At 37.8% G+C, this 18,626-nt stretch carries 20 protein-coding genes and 1 pseudogene; 9 read left to right on the forward strand and 12 right to left on the reverse strand.

The window, feature by feature from the left end; all coding sequences use genetic code 11:
- Positions 1-1,044, reverse strand: a complete 1,044-nt coding sequence (locus tag AC07UV_RS22110) for an SMI1/KNR4 family protein (RefSeq protein WP_495185325.1) — start codon at positions 1,042-1,044, stop codon at positions 1-3.
- 335 nt (positions 1,045-1,379) lie between these two features.
- Positions 1,380-1,694, reverse strand: coding sequence for a hypothetical protein (locus tag AC07UV_RS22115; protein ID WP_282254647.1), 315 nt, complete (start codon positions 1,692-1,694; stop codon positions 1,380-1,382).
- A gap of 315 nt (positions 1,695-2,009) precedes the next feature.
- Here AC07UV_RS22115 and AC07UV_RS22120 point away from each other — a divergent pair, with 315 nt between their 5' ends.
- The gene (locus tag AC07UV_RS22120; RefSeq protein ID WP_495185326.1) at positions 2,010-2,858 is read left to right on the forward strand and encodes a DUF5694 domain-containing protein; all 849 of its coding nucleotides are present in this window, start codon (positions 2,010-2,012) and stop codon (positions 2,856-2,858) included.
- A 122-nt stretch (positions 2,859-2,980) separates the two neighbouring features.
- On the opposite strand, the gene AC07UV_RS22125 is transcribed toward AC07UV_RS22120, so the two are convergent.
- The 3 genes from AC07UV_RS22125 to AC07UV_RS22135 form a co-directional block, all read right to left on the reverse strand.
- Positions 2,981-3,118, reverse strand: coding sequence for a hypothetical protein (locus AC07UV_RS22125; RefSeq protein ID WP_495185327.1), 138 nt, complete (start codon positions 3,116-3,118; stop codon positions 2,981-2,983).
- Positions 3,119-3,656: 538 nt separating this feature from the next.
- Positions 3,657-4,574, reverse strand: a complete 918-nt coding sequence (locus AC07UV_RS22130; protein ID WP_282254650.1) for a helix-turn-helix domain-containing protein — start codon at positions 4,572-4,574, stop codon at positions 3,657-3,659.
- Positions 4,575-4,612: 38 nt separating this feature from the next.
- A complete protein-coding gene (locus AC07UV_RS22135; RefSeq protein ID WP_495185328.1) occupies positions 4,613-5,515 on the reverse strand; it encodes an SDR family oxidoreductase in 903 nt (300 codons plus the stop codon).
- A 339-nt stretch (positions 5,516-5,854) separates the two neighbouring features.
- Between AC07UV_RS22135 and AC07UV_RS22140 the strand changes: the two genes are divergently transcribed.
- The gene (locus AC07UV_RS22140; protein WP_495185329.1) at positions 5,855-6,763 is read left to right on the forward strand and encodes an SMP-30/gluconolactonase/LRE family protein; all 909 of its coding nucleotides are present in this window, start codon (positions 5,855-5,857) and stop codon (positions 6,761-6,763) included.
- A gap of 402 nt (positions 6,764-7,165) precedes the next feature.
- Here AC07UV_RS22140 and AC07UV_RS22145 read toward each other — a convergent pair whose 3' ends face one another.
- Positions 7,166-7,912 (reverse strand): SDR family oxidoreductase, encoded by a 747-nt coding sequence (locus AC07UV_RS22145; protein ID WP_282254653.1) that lies wholly within the window; start codon positions 7,910-7,912, stop codon positions 7,166-7,168.
- Between the two features lie 101 nt (positions 7,913-8,013).
- On the opposite strand from AC07UV_RS22145, the gene AC07UV_RS22150 reads away from it, so the two are divergent.
- Both AC07UV_RS22150 and AC07UV_RS22155 read left to right on the forward strand, forming a co-directional pair.
- Complete coding sequence (locus tag AC07UV_RS22150) at positions 8,014-8,352, forward strand: winged helix-turn-helix transcriptional regulator (RefSeq protein ID WP_495185330.1); 339 nt, start codon at positions 8,014-8,016, stop codon at positions 8,350-8,352.
- A 154-nt stretch (positions 8,353-8,506) separates the two neighbouring features.
- Positions 8,507-9,229 carry an MBL fold metallo-hydrolase gene (locus tag AC07UV_RS22155; protein WP_495185331.1) on the forward strand — a complete coding sequence of 241 codons (723 nt, stop codon included), beginning with the start codon at positions 8,507-8,509 and terminating at the stop codon, positions 9,227-9,229.
- 87 nt (positions 9,230-9,316) lie between these two features.
- Here the strand turns inward: AC07UV_RS22155 and AC07UV_RS22160 are convergent, their stop codons facing one another.
- Complete coding sequence (locus AC07UV_RS22160) at positions 9,317-11,533, reverse strand: S41 family peptidase (protein ID WP_495185332.1); 2,217 nt, start codon at positions 11,531-11,533, stop codon at positions 9,317-9,319.
- A gap of 475 nt (positions 11,534-12,008) precedes the next feature.
- Here AC07UV_RS22160 and AC07UV_RS22165 point away from each other — a divergent pair, with 475 nt between their 5' ends.
- The 3 genes and pseudogenes from AC07UV_RS22165 to AC07UV_RS22175 all read left to right on the forward strand — a co-directional run bounded on the left by AC07UV_RS22165 (position 12,009) and on the right by AC07UV_RS22175 (position 14,243).
- Positions 12,009-12,413: a hypothetical protein gene (locus AC07UV_RS22165; RefSeq protein WP_495185333.1), complete on the forward strand. Its 405-nt coding sequence runs from the start codon at positions 12,009-12,011 to the stop codon at positions 12,411-12,413.
- Positions 12,414-12,469: 56 nt separating this feature from the next.
- Positions 12,470-12,910 carry a DUF4241 domain-containing protein gene (locus AC07UV_RS22170; RefSeq protein WP_495185334.1) on the forward strand — a complete coding sequence of 147 codons (441 nt, stop codon included), beginning with the start codon at positions 12,470-12,472 and terminating at the stop codon, positions 12,908-12,910.
- Positions 12,911-13,078: 168 nt separating this feature from the next.
- Positions 13,079-14,243, forward strand: a pseudogene (locus AC07UV_RS22175) (IS3 family transposase).
- Here the strand turns inward: AC07UV_RS22175 and AC07UV_RS22180 are convergent.
- Positions 14,240-14,617, reverse strand: coding sequence for a winged helix-turn-helix transcriptional regulator (locus AC07UV_RS22180; RefSeq protein WP_495185335.1), 378 nt, complete (start codon positions 14,615-14,617; stop codon positions 14,240-14,242). The pseudogene AC07UV_RS22175 and the gene AC07UV_RS22180 overlap by 4 nt on opposite strands.
- 95 nt (positions 14,618-14,712) lie before the next feature.
- Here AC07UV_RS22180 and AC07UV_RS22185 point away from each other — a divergent pair, with 95 nt between their 5' ends.
- Positions 14,713-15,537: an alpha/beta hydrolase gene (locus AC07UV_RS22185; RefSeq protein ID WP_282254661.1), complete on the forward strand. Its 825-nt coding sequence runs from the start codon at positions 14,713-14,715 to the stop codon at positions 15,535-15,537.
- 135 nt (positions 15,538-15,672) lie between these two features.
- On the opposite strand, the gene AC07UV_RS22190 is transcribed toward AC07UV_RS22185, so the two are convergent.
- On the reverse strand, positions 15,673-15,948 hold the full coding sequence (locus tag AC07UV_RS22190) for a hypothetical protein (RefSeq protein WP_495185336.1): 276 nt from the start codon (positions 15,946-15,948) through the stop codon (positions 15,673-15,675).
- Positions 15,949-16,240: 292 nt separating this feature from the next.
- Positions 16,241-16,588 carry a winged helix-turn-helix transcriptional regulator gene (locus AC07UV_RS22195; protein ID WP_495185337.1) on the reverse strand — a complete coding sequence of 116 codons (348 nt, stop codon included), beginning with the start codon at positions 16,586-16,588 and terminating at the stop codon, positions 16,241-16,243.
- 89 nt (positions 16,589-16,677) lie between these two features.
- Here AC07UV_RS22195 and AC07UV_RS22200 point away from each other — a divergent pair, with 89 nt between their 5' ends.
- Positions 16,678-17,187 (forward strand): dihydrofolate reductase family protein, encoded by a 510-nt coding sequence (locus tag AC07UV_RS22200; protein ID WP_495185338.1) that lies wholly within the window; start codon positions 16,678-16,680, stop codon positions 17,185-17,187.
- A gap of 54 nt (positions 17,188-17,241) precedes the next feature.
- Here the strand turns inward: AC07UV_RS22200 and AC07UV_RS22205 are convergent, their stop codons facing one another.
- The gene (locus AC07UV_RS22205; RefSeq protein WP_495185339.1) at positions 17,242-17,724 is read right to left on the reverse strand and encodes a hypothetical protein; all 483 of its coding nucleotides are present in this window, start codon (positions 17,722-17,724) and stop codon (positions 17,242-17,244) included.
- A complete protein-coding gene (locus AC07UV_RS22210; RefSeq protein WP_495185340.1) occupies positions 17,681-18,601 on the reverse strand; it encodes a helix-turn-helix domain-containing protein in 921 nt (306 codons plus the stop codon). Before AC07UV_RS22210 ends, AC07UV_RS22205 begins: the two co-directional genes overlap by 44 nt.
- Positions 18,602-18,626: the final 25 nt, after the last annotated feature.

Here is an 18,626-nt window from a genome sequence, read left to right on the forward strand (position 1 = left end):
TTATTTTTCCGCAATTTCTTTTAAAAAGGTTAGGAAGTTGTCTGCATATAATTCAAATTCCCACTCACCACTCCCGTGTATACTTGTATAAATTGGTGCATCATTTTCTGTTATTTCATTAATGTCTATGCAATACGGGTCAGCTCCTGCATCTGCAATTACAACAAAATTATTTGGCCAATCCTCAATTGACTTGTTAGTTACCGAATTAAATGAATAGCCTTCCTGTCTATTTATCAGGTCAGAAGCTCCATACAAATGTAAACCTTGAAAGTATTTTTCGTTGTCAATAAATACGTTTAAAGGCGAGAAGTGTTTAAGGAACAACAAATAATTTTCCGGTAATTTCCATTTTTTCTCTATGTTTAAAATGTCGGTTTCGTCTGCAATAACGAGCCAGTTTGTCGGGTTTGATAAGTCTAGGTTTTTAGCTCTTTGTGCTTCGAGTTTTTTGTTAAGTTTTGAAGCAATTTTTTCAAGTTCTGTTTTTGTGTTTTCTAGCGAAATATGCGTTTTCGGTTTAGGATAGCCACCACCGTCTTGAAAGCCGTTTTTCTGCCAGATTTCTATTTCTTCTATTCTTAAATCTGCTACTTTCCAATGTCCTGGATCTTTAGGTAGTTCTCGGTCAAAAGGTTGTTTACTAAATAATGAGATACTTTTAATTGCTTTTGCACGGATTGAAGTATTAAAACTTTCGTTTTTTAGAATTTCGATTAGTGCCGGAAATGATTTTTTGCCGCTGGTTTTTAATAGTCCGTCAATGCCCCAATACGTTAATTCAGACTGAGTGATGCACCATTCGAAAAAGTCAGCGTAGTTAGCTTCATCTTCGTTTACAAGTTCTATAATATCAGTCAGTAGAAAATTTCGCCAATGCAAAATTTGTCCATTCCTTGCGTAATCTGTTAAGATATTCAAAACATATTCTCTGTCAGTTGATGAATATTTTTTCAATAATTTTTCTGCCAGTTTGGAAAATCTACCCCCATCTGTTTCATCAACTATTTGTTGTCTTAATTTTTGTAAGTTTTTGTCTGTCATAAAATTACTATCAAACTTTGGGAGATTTTTTATAAGTTGTAAATTATATCTGTCTCGTCGTCTTTAAAGATAATTTGTATAGGATTTTTTGAATTTGATTTCTAGGCAGCTAATTCATTTGCTTTATCCAGAAATTCGCTCTCTATGAATATTATAAAGGTCAAATTTAGGATTTTTCCAAAATTTCTCTAATCCAAGTGTGGAGATAACATAATATTTATGCACGCTATTTAGTTTGGAAAAATTGGGGAGTGTATCCTCCCCGCTTCAATACGCACTTTATTTAACTTCTAAAGAGCCGCCACAATCACAAGGTGGACAGGTGTCGACTGGAATTAAACACCGGCATTTGCCCTACAGGCCCTGAAAAAATCTCCACAACTGCCATTTGTATAGGTCTCTGAAACAATTGTGCCTACCACACTAAGATCATCATAACTTAATAAGGTCAATACAAAGCGACAGCGTGTAAGTCCGTTCTTCATTTCAGTTGCCTCTTCGGTAACCTTCGCAATAGTGTTTGTTTTGGGAAGGCGATAAGTACTTGTTTTTACCGTAGCATTTTTGTGGGACGCATTTTCCGTTGTCTTAGCCGAGGCAGCGGATGATAGTATCACAAGGGCTACCAGACTCATCATTATTTTTTTCATTGTTTTGTTATTTATTTGTGTTAAACCATCGCATGATTTTGAAGCATGCCTTTATTCTACGACAGTAAAAGTAAAAACAACAATAATTAATCATATAATGATTAATTATCCGTGGTTGATCATTTGGTATTCGTAGCAGGTAGGTGATTATTCGTTATGTCAATGGCGATTACTAAACAACATTGCTGGGCATCTCCTTAAAAAAACGCCTTTGCGATCCAGGTATATCACTGGGTTTACTATGTAGATTAAAGGCTTTGTGTTATCAATTCTTATTTATTAAATTCGTGAATTATTTAATTTATAACACTAATTATGCGAAATTCTAATTTCACTAAAATTTTCACAATCATTTTCTTGGTCCTTTTTCAATTTTTTTCTGTCTCCGCTCAGCAGAAAATAAAAGTTATTTTATTGGGAACCTATCATTTCAATAATCCCGGAAACGATATCATTAAAACACAGGATAGAAATATATTATCTAAAGAAAATCAGCAGGATTTGGATAATATAGTGGAAAAAATTTATTCATCTGATTATAAACCTGACCAGATATTTGTTGAAAGCAATTTTAATGAAAAGAAACAATTGGATGCAAATTACCAGACATATTTAAAGAATCAATATCACGAGTTCACCGATACAATAAAAAACAAAAGGATGAAAAGATTTTTTAAGGAAGGTGAAACGGCCCAACTGGGATTTCGATTGGCAAAAAAATTGAAACATCAGGAATTATATCCCATTGATAGCCTGATAGAAATGAGATTCGATATTTTGATGAAAGAGATTAATTCCAATCCTACCCTAAAAAAAGAATTTGATGAACTAAAATTATCATTATCGGATAACTGTTTGGAAGGAAAGAATTTGACTCAAATTTTTTTATGCATGAATGAAAAATCGAAATTGGACAACAATATTGGCTTTTATTTTTCATTCGCAAACAAAATTATGATCGGGCAGGATTATTTTGGTGCTAGACTCGTTACCGACTGGTATAAAAGAAATTTAATCATGTACGCCAATATTCAAAATCAAATAAAACCTGGTACCAAAACCATCTTTATTTTGGTTGGGACCGGGCATGCTGCAATCTTTAGAACATTTTTTGAGGTTGATAAAAGCTTTGAATTGGTAGATCTAACAAAAGTCCTCAATTGAAATTAGGAAATCAGTGTTTACAATTTTAAACTTCTTCCATGGTGAAATCATCTATAGTTTTAACTTCACCATGGAGTTACGTGCCTTTCTACTCTTAAGATTGAGTAGTAACCCGGGAAATATTAAAGCTCTGTAATGCCTGGTAAAATAATATCACAGCCCAGTTTATTCAATTCTACACAAGCTTCATAGACGTATTCCAGCGCAAGTCCATCAAAATAGCCGTTTTTGATGCCTTGTTCTCCGTAAATAGTTTCCATCAGTTGTTCTTGTTGCGTTGGAAATAATAGGTCGTAATCCTTAAAACAACTGTTCAACAGTTGATTAGCCTTAACATAGCCAGTCCGCCAGTCAAGATAAATAAACTTGCCTACTTTAGTCGATTTGCCTTACATCGTTTTTTTCATTTTTAGAATAGGTTTTGTTGAACATATAATCTTTCCCTACTTTCCTTTAAAAACTTTTACTTCGGCAGTCTTTGGCTGATACGCAAAATCACCTTGCCATTTCATAAAAAATAGATTCATCCACCGATTTCACCATTCTTTGTTCTCATATATGGCATAATTGTAATCCTCTCCAAAAGACATTATGAAGAAAGGCGCATCTACCTTAGCACGATCCCATGTAACGAATTGCCGCGCGTTAAAAATGTTTGTAAGGGCCGTCTATGGTAAAAAGTCCCAAACATCTTTGAGATGGACTTGATCATATCCATAAATGCAAGTTCTAGTACTACCGCAAATGATAAAAATCCTATTATCCATTTGTTCGTGAGATATTCAGTCCGCCAATTTTTCAATTAAAGGATTTACGAAATTCCATAGGGGAAATATTGGTTTTGGCCTTAAATAGTTTGTTGAATGATTGAGAGTGTTCAAAGCCTAGCTCGTAAGCGATCACACTTATGGTAAGTTCCGTTGTAGAAAGCCTCTCTTTGGCTTTTTCGATTACCTTCTCGTGGATGATCTGTTGCGTGGTTTGCCCTGTCAGCGATTTGAGCAAACCCCGCATATATTGGGTTGACATATTTAGCTTTTCTGACAGCAGCTGTACCGTCGGCAACCCATTCCGTAGGATATATTCTCCTTCAAAATATTCATTAAGAAAGATCTCCAGCGTTTCCAAAAACTGATGACTAGCTTTCTTGCGTGTTATAAACTGGCGTTGATAAAATCGTTGCGAATAATTTAGCAGTGTCTCCAATTGCGAGACAATAATGTCCTGGCTGAACTGATCTATATTGTTCTGATATTCCTGCTTGATGTTTTCGATAATCTGCTGCATTTTCAGTTCCTCGTCCTCAGATAGAAACAGGGCTTCATTCACCGAATAATCAAAGAACTCATATTTTTTAATCGATTTGGACAGCGGGGTATTCCAGAGAAAATCCGGATGGATCATCAGCATCCATCCGGAGGGATTTTTGCCCTGTTCTTCACGTATTACACTTAAAACCTGGTGCGGTGCCATACAAAACATCACACCTTCATCAAAATCATAATCCTTCTGCCCGTACCCGTACTTGTGGTCCATATCACGTTTTACCGAAATCATATAAAAATCGAACAGCAGGCTCTGTTTTCCGACCTTGGTATGCTCGGTCATATCTTCAAAATTGATCACGCTGATCAGCGGATGCTTTGGCGTCGGCAATCCTCGTAGCTTATGGAACTCGGAAATAGTCTTTAATCTTAACGGTTTGCTATAGGACATGATGTTACGGATTAAACGTATAAATACAAAAATACAAATTATTGATGCTCAGAAAAATAATACGGACCTTTTAAATCTTCCAGTAAAGTTGGATGAACCGGGTTCCAGTCCAAAGCTTTCTTTGTCTGCGCACCAGAGCTTTGATTATCCAGCTTTGCAAAATGTGTAAACCAGGAAAAGTGCTGTTCGGCGTCCTGAGAGGTTAAGGAAGCTAAAGGTATATTGAGACGTTCGGCAATCTCAGCAGCCACCTTTTTGAGCTGAATCCCCTCTTCGGCTACAGCATGATATCTGGTTCCTTTTTCAAATGGATTTTCCAAAGCCAAACGGTAAAGCCTTACAGCATCCAAACGGTGAACAGCTGGCCAGTGGTTATTTCCATCATTGATGATGGCTGAAATACCTTTTTCCCTTGCTATTTTTATGAACAATGGAACAAAACCTATTTTATCGCCATCACCGTGCACGGAAGGTGATAATCTGATAACGGCAACATTGATGCCTCTGGCAACCTGTTCGTCTGCTGCATTTTCGGTAGCAATCCTTGGATGCGGGTGATTAACACGGCAATCTTTCTCGGTAGTAATTCCATCTTTTGAAAACAGCGCAGTGCCAGAAGTGATCAGAAAGGGTTTTTCAGTTCCGCTCAGCGCATCACCGATAACTCCGATCACCTCACCATCTAAAATGCACATTTCCTGAAAACGCCCAAAATCGTGTACAAATCCCAGATGGATAACAGCGTCAGAAAGTCTGGCTCCTGACTTTAAGCTTTCAAAATCTGTCAGATCGCCGCGGTGGGCCTCTGCTCCTGCCTCAATTAATTTCTTTACTGATTCTTCCGATCTTGCCAGTCCCAAAACCTGATAACCGGCACTCAATAATTCCTGTACTACAGCTGTTCCGACGAAACCTGTAGCGCCTGTAACAAATACTTTCATGTTGAATTTTATTTATAAAGCAAAGTTCAGGCTTGAGGGTCTAAAAAATGTAGCCAAAAGTGACTTTATTGTAGCCAGATCTATCATAACACATAAGACTGGCAGTTCATCAACAAAACTACCAGGTAGTTCATCAATCTCTGTGTCGGCATCAGCGGTATGCGGCGGAAATCAAACTCAGAATAGCGATATGCATCAATTAATGAAGACGGCTAGAGGTAATATTTTCAGGTCTTTATAAAATTATATATATTAGGCTTGAAATAGAGACTATCCATACTTAAATACCATTCCTTGAATTTTTTTGGAAAAACAATAATTTAGTTAATTACTTTTACTATGCTACATTTAATTAATTCCAGTAAGTACTATCCGGCATTCTTGCTAATATTACTCTTCTCATTAAGGGGCTTAGATGTAAGGGCGCAATTGTTTAATCAGGACAGCCTGAAATTGATATCTCGGCAGTTTGCCTTTACAGAAGGACCGGCAGTGGACAAGGATGGGAATATCTATTTTACTGACCAGCCCAATAACAAAATCTGGAAATACAACACGGAAGGTCATCTTTCTCTTTTTAAAGATTCAGCCGGCCGTGCAAATGGACTGTACTTTAACAATCGCGGTCAGCTACTTGCCTGCGCAGACGAAAAAAACGAAATTTGGTCTATAAGCAATGATGGCAAAGTTACGGTCCTGCTGTCAGATGTAGATGGCAGGAAACTGAATGGTCCAAATGATCTTTGGGCAGATAAGAAAGGAGGTATCTATTTTACAGATCCCTATTATCAGCGTGACTACTGGACCAGAAAAAAACCAGAGATAGAAGGGCAGAAAGTTTATTACCTCCCTCCGGGAAAAGGTAAAAAGCCAATTGTAGTGGCTGATGATGTAGCTAAGCCTAATGGCATTGTAGGATCGCCTGATGGAAAATACCTATATGTAGCGGATAGGGTGCGAAATAAAACTTACAGGTATACCATTGAATCTAGCGGTAAGCTTAGCGGGCAGAAGGCGGTCATCGACCAAGGTTCAGATGGGATGACATTAGACAATCAGGGAAATATTTACCTTACGGGGAAAGGTGTTTCTATCTATAGTCCGATAGGCGTACTGATAGGACATATTGAGGTAAAAGAACCATGGACATCGAATGTTTGTTTTGGTGGCAAAGATCGAACTGATCTATTTATCACAGCTTCAACAGCGATTTATTGCCTCCCCATGCGTACAAAAGGAGTTGATTAAATTGTCTGTCTTCAGCAGTTGGCGTAAACGGCAATTTAGTAAGCTCTTCTGACTATATGAACAGTTTCGCATTTGACTACATCAAAAGAGAGACGATTTTAACATAGTTCTACCCCTTGCAGAAAAATAAATAATCGTAGGATGAGTAAGCTGTGTATTATCATGATATTCCATTAGAACATCATCATTTGCTAGGACTTTCTCCAAGGGAGGCAAGATCTAGCTCTTCTCCAATTTTCAGATCTCTATAAAATTACATATATGAGATTTGAAACAAAGGCTATTCATACTTAACCGATATCTTATGGACAACATATTTGACGATGAAAAGTTATACACTTACCAAGATGCTGGAAGTTTTTCAGGCTTCCAGCATTCATATTCCAAAAAATAAAGCCCGAATTATAAAACCATGCCGCCGTCGATAAGGATTTCCGTTCCGGTCATGAAGCTTGCCACATTGTTATCTGACAGGTAAATAACAGCTTTGGCAACATCTTCCGCAGTTCCCATTTTTTGTAAAGGAATTTCGCTGATTAACCATTCATCAAGACCTTCTAATGTTTTTTCATCCAATCCCGCTTTGGTCATAATTTCCGTTTTTGTAGGCCCCGGACTTACTAAATTTACTCTGATTTTTCTTGGTGCCAATTCTGCAGCAGCGGTTTTTGCAATGGAATTCAATGCTGCTTTGCTTGCCTGGTAAATCGAACTATTTGGTTTAGAAGTCGTCGCGACGTTGGATGAAAGGAACACTACTGAAGCACCATCGTTCAACAGGGGGATAAATTTGCTTAAGGTAAAATAAGCTCCTCTGAAATTAATACCCATGACCTTGTCAAAATTTTCGTTACTCATAGTCTCGATCGAACCTAAGGTTCCGGTGATTCCTGCATTAATAAACAGGATGTCAACTTTTCCGAATTGCTTTTCAACTTCGGTTTTGAAATTATCAATGTCATCCAATTTTCCCTGATCCGCCACAAAAGAAATAGCTCCTAACTCTTCAGCAGCCTTTTCAATGGCTTCTTTTCGCCTGCCGGTGATAATTACTCTTGCTCCTTCGGCGATTAACTCTTTTGCGGTGGCATACCCTATTCCGCTGTTTCCACCTGTTACGATGGCTAATTTATTATTCAACTTTTTCATTTCTTTAATTTTTTTACAAAGTTATAAGGGAATGATATACTTTTGTTACCAGTATCACAGCGTATATCAGTATCATCAATTATATCATTTAACTTTGCAACATGGAAAGAGATCAGACAGAAGAACTTAGAGCTTTGCAGGATACCCTTTATTTCATCGGAGGAAAATGGAGAATTCCTGTCATTAATTCGCTTTGCAATGGCAACCGACGTTTTCGCGAAATTGAAAGAAGTATCCCTGGCATTACCACTAGAATGCTTTCAAAAGAACTGAAAGACATGGAGTTAAATATGTTGGTTAAACGTACTGTTTATCCCGAAACTCCTGTTTTAATTGAATATGAACCCACTGAATATTGCAGGACTTTCGGGAATATTATTTCGGAAATGATAAACTGGGGCAGAGAACATCGAAGAATAATTGTGGAGGATAAGATTTAGTACGCAGACTATTAAAGTTCGTCTATATCTAAACGGGAAGCCGTAAGTAATGCGATAAAATGAGAATTTTCCATATTTTACTTTTGGGATGCGTAGTTTTGTTATCCTATGTTTTATCCATCAGTAGAATAACTGAAATTAAATAATAACAAAAATGAATATATATCCTTTAAAAGACGGTGATTTCAGTGTTGATAAGAACAAAAATTTCACTTATCTGGAGGATACAGATAACGGTAAAAACTTAAAAATGGCGGTGCAGCCTTTACTTATTGAAACATCTGGTAATCTAGTATTGTTAGATGCAGGATTAGGCTGGATGGAAAACGGAATTCCAAAAATTCATAATAACATAATAAAAGCAGGTTTTCAACCAGAAGATGTAAAGCTAGTCATGCTTTCTCATTTGCACAAAGACCACATTAGCGGACTGGTGAATAGCGCAGAAAATGATTGGTCGCTTAATTTCCCAAATGCTGAGGTTTATATACAAAAGCGTGAATATGATTTTGCGCTTTCAAAAGATGGGAGTCCTTCCTTTGATCTGGATGTTTTGAAGTTCATGGTTGAGCATGCCAATATTGTCTGGATGGATTCTGATAAAGGAAGTATTACTTCAGAATGTGATTTCGAAGTTACCGGCGGACATACTCCTTATCATCAGGTTTTCTGGATTAAGGAAAACGGAGAGACAGCTTTTTATGGTGCAGACAATCTTCCTCAAATGGGATATTTAAACTATCAAATAGCATTTAAAACTGATTATGACGGCAAAAAAGCGATGGAAGAACGAATCATTTGGAAGAAAAGAGCAAAAGAAGAACAATGGAAAATCCTTCTTTATCATGATATGGAAAATGAAATAATTACGTTCTAGTAATTAATACCTATTTTTTGCACAAAGATCTAATTCTTGCAATTATGCTTTGTTGTATCTGCGATCGGATGGAATGAGAGCTTTTGCCTATTGTTTTATTATCAAATCAATACCTGCCTGTAGCACCTCATCCTGATGCTTCCGGATCCCCTCAATTGTGGGATATACAATCTTATCGGGTACAATACCTATGCCTTGCGTTTCGCTTTTATCAGGATAATATACTCCTATACCCGAAAAAGCAGTTGAATAGCCCAGTGGAAGTGGAAGCCAACTGATATTGCCGTCCGCTCCTGCTGTCTGAGAGCCAACAACCTGAGATCCGGGTATGGTACGAAATGCCATCACCTGAAATTCAGATGCGCTCTGAGCTCTCTCGTTAACCAAAATAACGACTTTACCGCTAAAGGCTTTCGGATTTACCGCGCCCGCCTTGACCGGATCAGTATATTTAAACAGTCCGGGACGCATACCTTTACTCGTCGAAAATATTACAAAGTCTTTTTCTGATGGAAAGATCATATCACGCAATTCATCATGCATGCTCGCCGAAGGATAATTACGATAGTCCAAAATAAGCCCACGTTGTCCTTGCAGGCTATCTTTTAGCCGTTGGGTGTCTGAATCCTTAAACACACCGATATCCACTACCAAAATGCCGTCTTTCATTTTCCGAATCGCGGGCTTTGGTTCTGCATCCGTATCCTTTATTGACTCGATAGCACGCGTGGGTATATAAAAAACCGATTCCCTACCCTCGCGGTGAATCTTCAACATTAACAGGGAATCCGCAGTTTTTAACATCCGTCCCGGAAGGTCACGCATTAGAGCACTTTCATTGGAAGCAGCGACGTATTGTTTCAATGAATAAATCATACCGGAAACGGGCTTTCCGCCAATCTCCATAATAATATCTCCGACCTGTAACTCCTGCCCTTTTTTGAACTGATCGTCTGAAAGCTCTGTGACCACCAGCTGATTCTGAATAAAACCGCTCTTAAATCCTACAGCACGAGGGCCAAATATATCTTTATGATAATAGTCTGAAAGGTAAGAAAATGCATGGGTATCATTGATTTTTGAAAAAAGCTTGAGATAAGTTCCATCCAGCGAAGCTTTGGTTTTCGCTCCGACAAATAGCGGTATAAAATCTGTCAATACTTTATCCCATGGTTGTGCGGAGAGCTTTTGGTTCGGGTTAAAATATTGCATGGCATTCCAATATCGGAATAATCCTAAAAGTCGAAAACCCATATCGGAAAGCGGAACAGTTTTGTAACTGTATTCATAAAACTGGGGGTTGCCGGCTCCTTCAGAATAGTCTATATATTGGTTTGGCATTACTGGTATCACATGAGACAGCGCGGTAAGCTTTTCTTTGAGCTTATTGGAATAGGGCAATTTATCTATCCATTTATCGTGGGCTGCAGCTGCAATTTTTTCTGCAGCAATAGTCGATTGCTGCACAGATGGTTCAAAGGGACCAAAATGCTGGACCCATTCACTTAAAAGATGTTCGGTAGCAGCAGGATCTTTACTTGCCAGCAGGTTTGGAATAAATTTAAAAAGCTCAGTATCCATATCCCATTTCCCCGAAGTAACGGCAGGGTGAAAATATTTTAACATCCCCCAAATCTGAGCTGTATGGGCTAACTTAGCAATATTATCAGTCGTTAATGAAATTTCTTTCAACTGTGAATTAAAATTATAAATAGTATCTGCTTTGTTTATGCTCGGGTATTGCAGCGCCTTGGTATAGTCCTTACCATCTATTTTAAGGGTAAGATCAGCGAACCAGGCTGTCCCTTTACCAACGATATAGGTCCCAATGGCAATACTCCGTGTTTCTTTTGGTTTTAACTTAAGCCTGACACCAAATGTTTCCCAGTCATGCGTTCCATTCAATTTCTGGGACTCCATATTCTCGACGTCAACTTTGGGTTTTAATTGGATAAATAATCCTGCGAATCCGTCAGGAGCTATATTCTCTGTCTTGATTTTTCCTTCAAAAGCAATTTCCTTCCCTTCTAGGTTTTCAGGGATATTCAGCATCAAAACACCTGAATACCCATTGTTATCGCGTACACTACTAATTTTTAACTGTGTTTTATCGGCGTACTTGCTATGTCTTTCAACGGTGAAAGAGTAGCCTCGGGATTCTGCTAAGAACCAAGCTGCCGGTAGCCCATTTTTAATAACCTGCTGATCAACGTTATAGGATTTGATCTGTTGCGCATAGGTAAAAACTGAAAGAAAAACAGTCAAAACAAAGGTCAACAGAAAAGGTAATATTACTTTCTTCATAATACAGGTTTATTATTGAATACAATATAGATAATATACTTATGTTGTAATGTTAAATAGTATTAAATTAGAAGTCAAACACCTTAAATTAATAGGGCACTTCTTTTAACGTTTAAAAACTTCTATTTTATCTACTTTCAATTCTGTCTATACCTCATAAGCCCTATTGTGCAAACACAGTCCTACTGCAATAGTAAGATGAACAATCCTTTAGCGGTTTACTTATGATGCTAATGGATAGCTTTTATTAAGATTTTTGTTAGCGATTAATATCCCTTTTCTATATTTTTATTGTTAGTATTTAGAGAAATAACCACTCACTTTTAACAATGAAAAGTATCACGAATTCAATCACATCTTCTCATTATATAAAGAGTTTATAGCATTTGACTACATCGAAACATATTCCCTCCAACGTGGGCCGGAATACGATGCTGCGCTCCAAGTGCTAAAACCAGAACTTAATAGGTTAAAAGTGAGAAAGGAAAAACGAAATAATCTCACCGAAACCGAAGAAATTCGCCTGAGCGAACTAGACGCGCTATTAGGAGTAACACAATACTTAATTGATGATAATGGACAGTTTCATTTTTCCAGTCAGAGAATCAATACTTTTCAATATGATGATGAAGCAGTTAGTCTGCTACAGAAGATTTTAATCAGAGAAACAACTGAAGTCTCTAATTGGATGTGTGCTCCTATCTATAGGGATGCTATCGTATTCTATAAAAGCTCGGGCGAAATTGTATCTGTTTTGAATGTTTGTTTAAGTTGCGAAGCTATGGTTATAGAAAGCTCCAATCAGGTTGTCGCGGATTACGACACTTATGGGATGCTTCGAAAGTTCTTTAAGGAGATAGGTCATCCCTTAGAGTCATGAATTAAACAAAGACCATTATACATCCTATGCACAAAAGTACAATAACAATGTGTATTATGGCCGTCGTGCTATTTTCATGTATTTCGGAAAACAAAGTTCTAAGTAATAATAACGATATCATTGTACCAACAGAAGAGTTCGATCTGACAGATACCATACCGAAAATAACCATTAAGGACACATCACTAGCATTCCCACAGCTGTTTGAGGGGAGTTTCTTGACGGGCACAAAAATAGCGCAATTCGGCACGGAAATAACTTTTGAAAAGATAGCTGTAGGAAATCTAAAAGTATCATCGGGCCAGGTTATCGCCACTGCCCCCGTTACATTAAGTGATGCGATAGCTTTTAATGAAAAGTTTCCTGTTGGTGAGTTTCCGTTGGAATTGGCAATGGCAAATATCAACGCCAATAAGGATCGAAGGGTCGCATTTGAACGAGTAAAATTCTCAGATAAGCCTGTTGGTAAATGGGAGTTTGCGTTATTACCTGAATAGGCTCCCATCCCCCTCAATTCGACAAAAATATATGGATATGGAGTAGATGCAGGACTAGGTCTTTTCGTTGATCAAGCAGCAAAGAATTGACCTCTCCCCTAAAAACTGGAGCATTTAAAAGTAGAGAATTCGGACTTGAATTACTAATTTTAAAAGGGAGGAAAAGCGATGAAAAAATCAAAGTTCACCGAAGCACAGATCGCATTTGCGATCAAACAGTCCGAGACCGGTACCCGCGTGGAAGAGGTCTGCAGAAAAATGGATATCAGCGAGGCTACATTCTACAACTGGAAGAAGAAATATGGCGATCTGGGCGTGCCGGAGTTGCGTAAGCTTCGTCAACTGGAAGAAGAAAATGCACAGCTGAAAAAGCTTGTGGCAGATCTTAGTCTGGACAAACAGATGCTCCAGGATGTATTAAAAAAAAGTTTTAAAGCCTTCGCAGCGTAGAACAATGGTTACGGGACTCATTTCTGATTATCGAATTTCCCTACGCAGAGCATGCGAGGTATCTCTGCTGAGCACTTCAGTTTGGTATTATAAACACAATAGGCGCGATGATGGTCCGTTAGCCTGCGCATAAAAAGCATTGCTGAAACACGTGTCCGTTACGGCATAGAACGGATCGTTGTTCTATTGAAACGTGAAGGCTGGCGTGATAATCCAAAACGGATTTATCGTATTTATAAGGAAGAAGGCTTAAATCTACGGGTGAAAAGGCCCCGATGCTGCCGCACCGCCGCGCATCGATCCGAAAGACCCGTTTTTCCAATTTAAATGACTGCTGGAGTATGGACTTTGTCGCCGATGCGCTGTTCGATGGCAGGAAAATCCGCTGCTTAACTATAGTGGATAACTATAGCCGTAAATGCATGGCTATTGAGGTCGGACAGGGGCTTAAAGGAAGTGATGTGGTCGCTGTTTTGGAAGAACTCCGCCTATTCCAGCAGGCAATGCCCAGGAAAATCCAAGTGGATAACGGATCAGAATTGCGGAGCAATCATGAACACCAAATAAAACAAACACTAGTGAATAATTTATTTCCAAGGAAGTCGATAGGTGGGCATATGAACATCAGGTGGAATTAGTTTTTTCCAGACCAGGAAAACCAACAGATAATCCGTATATTGAGTCATTCAATGGAAGTTTTCGGGACGAATGCCTAAACGCGCATTGGTTCCTGTCACTGGAAGATGCGAAGGGAAAAATTGAAATCTGGAGGGAAGAGTATAACACCTTCAGACCTCACAGCTGTTTAGGGGATATGACACCTGAAATGTTTATCGAAAAACAGGTCGAAACAGCGGAATTTTCTACTTTAGAATACTCCTAAATTCGGGGAGAGGTCACTATTTCCTTTCCCTCTGCATATGCCTTACCCCAACCACATAAACTTTCCAATATGGGTATAAGATCCAAACCTTTGCTGGTTAAAATATAGGCCACCCCCGGTGGTACAGTACCTTGAATATCTGCTTTTAGCAAAATAGCATGTGTTTCTAATTCTTTTAGCTGCCTAGCTAAAACCTGCTCAGAAATATTGGGTAGTTCCTTCTGTAGCAAATGGAACCTATTGTTCCCCTGACTAATTGAATAAACAATCTGGGATTTCCACCGCCCACTGATCATAGCGATCGCAGAATTTAGCTCACAGACCTGAAAAAGGAACTTCTCATTAATGGCGTTGGTCGAATTACTTTTACGCATAACTGTTGAATTAAAACCTAACAATTTTGTTAGTCATTGACTGCAGTAAAATATCAGTTGATATTTGTAGTACAAAGTTAAGAAATCCAAACAACATGAAATATCTTATTACAGTTATCACACTTCTTTACTCGTGGGGCCTTAGTGCTCAGGAACAGTTTGTCATTCAATCAAAATATCTTCAGAAACAGGATACTGTCCTCGTTTTTAAGCCGAAAACTTATAATAAGAATACGAAGTATCCCATAGTTTATTTATTGCATGGCTATAGCGAAAATTACAAGCAATGGAACCATACTGTCGATCTTCAGCAGATGGCTGATCAATATGGTTTTATTGTTGTCACTCCAGATGGTTATACATCTTTTTACCTTAATAGTCCATTGGGAAATGAAATGCAATATGATGACTTTTTCTTCAAGGAACTCAGTCCCACAATACATCAGGCTTATAATGTTGACAGAGACAATATCTTTATCAGTGGATTGAGCATGGGTGGGTATGGCGCATTAAGACTTTTTGTACTGCATGACGACTATTTTAATACCGCTGGTTGCAGCAGTGGTGCACTAAAAATAGATTTTAACATTTTTCAAAAGGTCAGTCAACATTTTTGGAAAAATAACAGATTGGTAGATGACACAAAAAAACTACTGGGTGGGGCAGAAAACAATTATATAAACTGGAATGACTACAGCATATTGGAGATCATCAGTAAAAGGCCCAACTTTAAACGGAACTTTATCTTTGATTGTGGCAGCGAGGATATTTTATACCCTGCCAGCATGGAATTAAAGCAGCTGGTGGATAGTATTGGTATTCCTGCGACATTCATCAGTCGGCCCGGTGATCATAATACGGCTTATTGGAACAGTTCTATTGCCTATCATTTTATTTACTTTAAACAACATATGAAGTAAATTCTTTGACGCACTTAGCATTTTCAACTTATTGTTTTGTTCCTTCCAATGTACTTATACTTTTGGCTGGGATGGAGATCGAATAAGCTCCTTATCTCTATTGCCATACCGGCTTTTGAAATGGTACCAAATTGATTAGATATCAGTAATTGTCAAACGATCAGGACTTCCAGTGCTCAATAGTTTGGAATTTGACGCATCGGCTTGATATAAAATTTTATCAAATGTTGTGTCTTTTGGCGCTGTACAGGTTGATAGATCACAATTGTCGAAACTTACGAAATCTCCAAAAATAGAACTAGAGAAATCGCAATGTTGCAAACATGCTTTTGAATCACGATTAGTATCATAGAGCCCATTAAAGGTAACATCCTTGAATTTACCATAAAAAATTCCACCTGTAATTGGCATACATTCTCCCCTCCGATTCTTTTCTAATAGCCGATACCCGTATAACAGTATCTATCAAATTTTTTATCAACTAAATTAATGGCGCTCTTAACTGAAATTGTAAAATCACAGAACCGTAAATATCTGGAAATTATCCTTCTCAGACTTCAAGACTTAATCCCAATGTAATCCGTCTTCCATTTTTCTATGAAACCAACTATAAGAATTCTCTAAATGTAAGCATCTAACAGTGAGGAGTTATCATCACTGGATCAATGTAACCTAGCTCCCGCAGCTGTTTAAAATAGAAACCTCATTTTGCTTTAATTTTATCTCTATGCATTAGACCAAATTTAATCAAAGCATTGACAACTTCCTCCGTTTCTATGGCATATGTGGTAAGCGCATAAGAAACGGTCACAGGTCTGGTGTCATTAACCATCCTGCTAATCAGCAAATTATCTTCTAATTCCTGAAGTTCTTTGGATAGTACTTTCGGGGATATTCCGTGAGCCATCTCTTGCAGATCTTTAAACCGCATTATGCCGTGTTTCTGTAAATTGTGCAGGATACAAAATTTCCATTTACCACTGAGCAATTCAATGCCATCTTTTAATGCCAATATAGTTTCTTTATCAATATCACGTTTTTTATTGCTCATAAGATAGTTACTTTCCTAAAGGTAATGAATAGTAAATATATATTGAATATCCAATAGTTTTGTTGAACAGAAATTTAAAAAAAGTCATTATGAAAGTAACAGTAATCGCAAACATTTCGGCTAATGGAAGAATTTTGATATCCGATAACCCGTATCATAAGCTGCCACCGGAAGCAATGGAATTTTACGTACAATCTGTAAGACAGGTTGGAAATGTAGTGATAGGATTGAAAACATTTGAAAATTTTCTAAATTTTCCAGATCAAGTAAAAGAACATTTTAATGGAATAGAAATCATCATATTGGCCGATAAATCTTATACGGCTGATGGCTACAAGATTGTAGCAAGTCCTGAAGAGGCCATTGCATATATGTCTGCAAAAGGAGTACGGGAAATAGCCGTTGGAGGCGGAGCAGGTACTTTCAACGCCTTTTTGGACAAAGATTTGGTTACAGTTATTTATTTTAACGTCAGCCCCATAATCACTGGAGCTGGAGCAATTTTAGCAAGCAATGAGGAGTTAAGTTCAAAGTTCAAGTACAAAGGACAGAAGCTTAAAAACGGTTTTCTTCAATTGCATCTAACTAAAGAAGACTGAATAACAACAGACCAAAAATGTCTTTCAAAAATAGTTGAATGCCTTTGTCATCATCTAAAAAGGCATTGTCACCACTCGTGCTTTATATTTACCTTTTTCAATCGTAAATAAAACTGCATATCCACCGGCTCCATCACTATTAACAGAAGTGATATATAAAATATCATTTAAATCATCATAGTAACATGCTGCAAATTCATTGTTGATATTAAAGAGGTTCTCAATTTCCTTTTCGGGAACTAGGACAGTCCTACCCTTTATTTTTGCTTTTATGGATATGTAGTGGCTTGACGGGATCCCGCCATCTGTTCCCCATAGCTTCTGCCCTTTAAACTTGTCTACAATGGTATAGCCTTCATATTTAGTCGATGAAAAGTAACTTTTGTTTTTTTCGTAATCGAACTTGTTGGACCTCATTTCCACAGTGACATCATTTGATCTAAATGTTGCCTTGCTTTCATCAAAAGATATATTTGGGATATGCTTATAAGATTCAATAACAGTTAAAAGACTGCCTGAATGCTGAAGGTGAAACATTCATTTTTGCTTTAAATAATTTACTGAATGATTGTGGATGTTCGAAACCTAACTGGTATGCGATTTCACTAATTGAATTTTCAGTCGTCGACAGCTTTTCCTTAGCTTTATCAATCAGTTTATTATGTATGTGCTGTTGCGCATTTTGCCCGGTCAATGAGCGAAGCATATCGCTCAAATAACTTGGGGATGTATTCAAATGTTCAGCAAGATCGTGTACGGTTGGCAGTGCCCTGCCCAATAGTTCCATACTATTGAAATGATTATCCAAAAAGTCCTCCATTCTAACTAAAAGGTCATTATTTACTACTTTTCTCGTGATAAACTGCCTTTTGTAGAAACGGTTGCAGTAATTCAGCAACAAATCAAGCTGGGAAATAATTACCTCATGACTCAACTCATCCATCCTACTCTTTAATTCATCATCAATTATTTTAAAGATTGACATGATCGTTTGCTTTTCATATTCAGATAGATGAAGTGCCTCATTAGTGGCATAGGAAAAGAATCCATGTTGTTTTATTTTCTTTGCCAGCGGATAGGATAATAAAAAATCCGGATGAATCGATAAAACGTAACCTGATTTAGTACTACGTGGTGGGGCTTCGAATATCTGATGCGGAGCTGAAAATATCAATCCTCCTTCGGCAAAGTCATAGTAATTTTGCCCATATCTTGCCTTCCCTTGCATATCCGGCTTATATATGATCTGATAGAAATCTGTCATAAACGAGCTAAAGGATTCATCCGGATCAATATGATTAACACCGATATCGATGAGGCTCACCATCGGATGAAAGGGCATCACCTGCCCCAACGTCCGATGAAAGTCTGACAAAGATTTGAATTTGCGAGGTAGGCCTTCTTCCTTTTCCATGTCGTAAATTTAACAGTTTTTTTAT

The organism is Sphingobacterium sp. GW821-FHT03E03 (assembly GCF_059420745.1).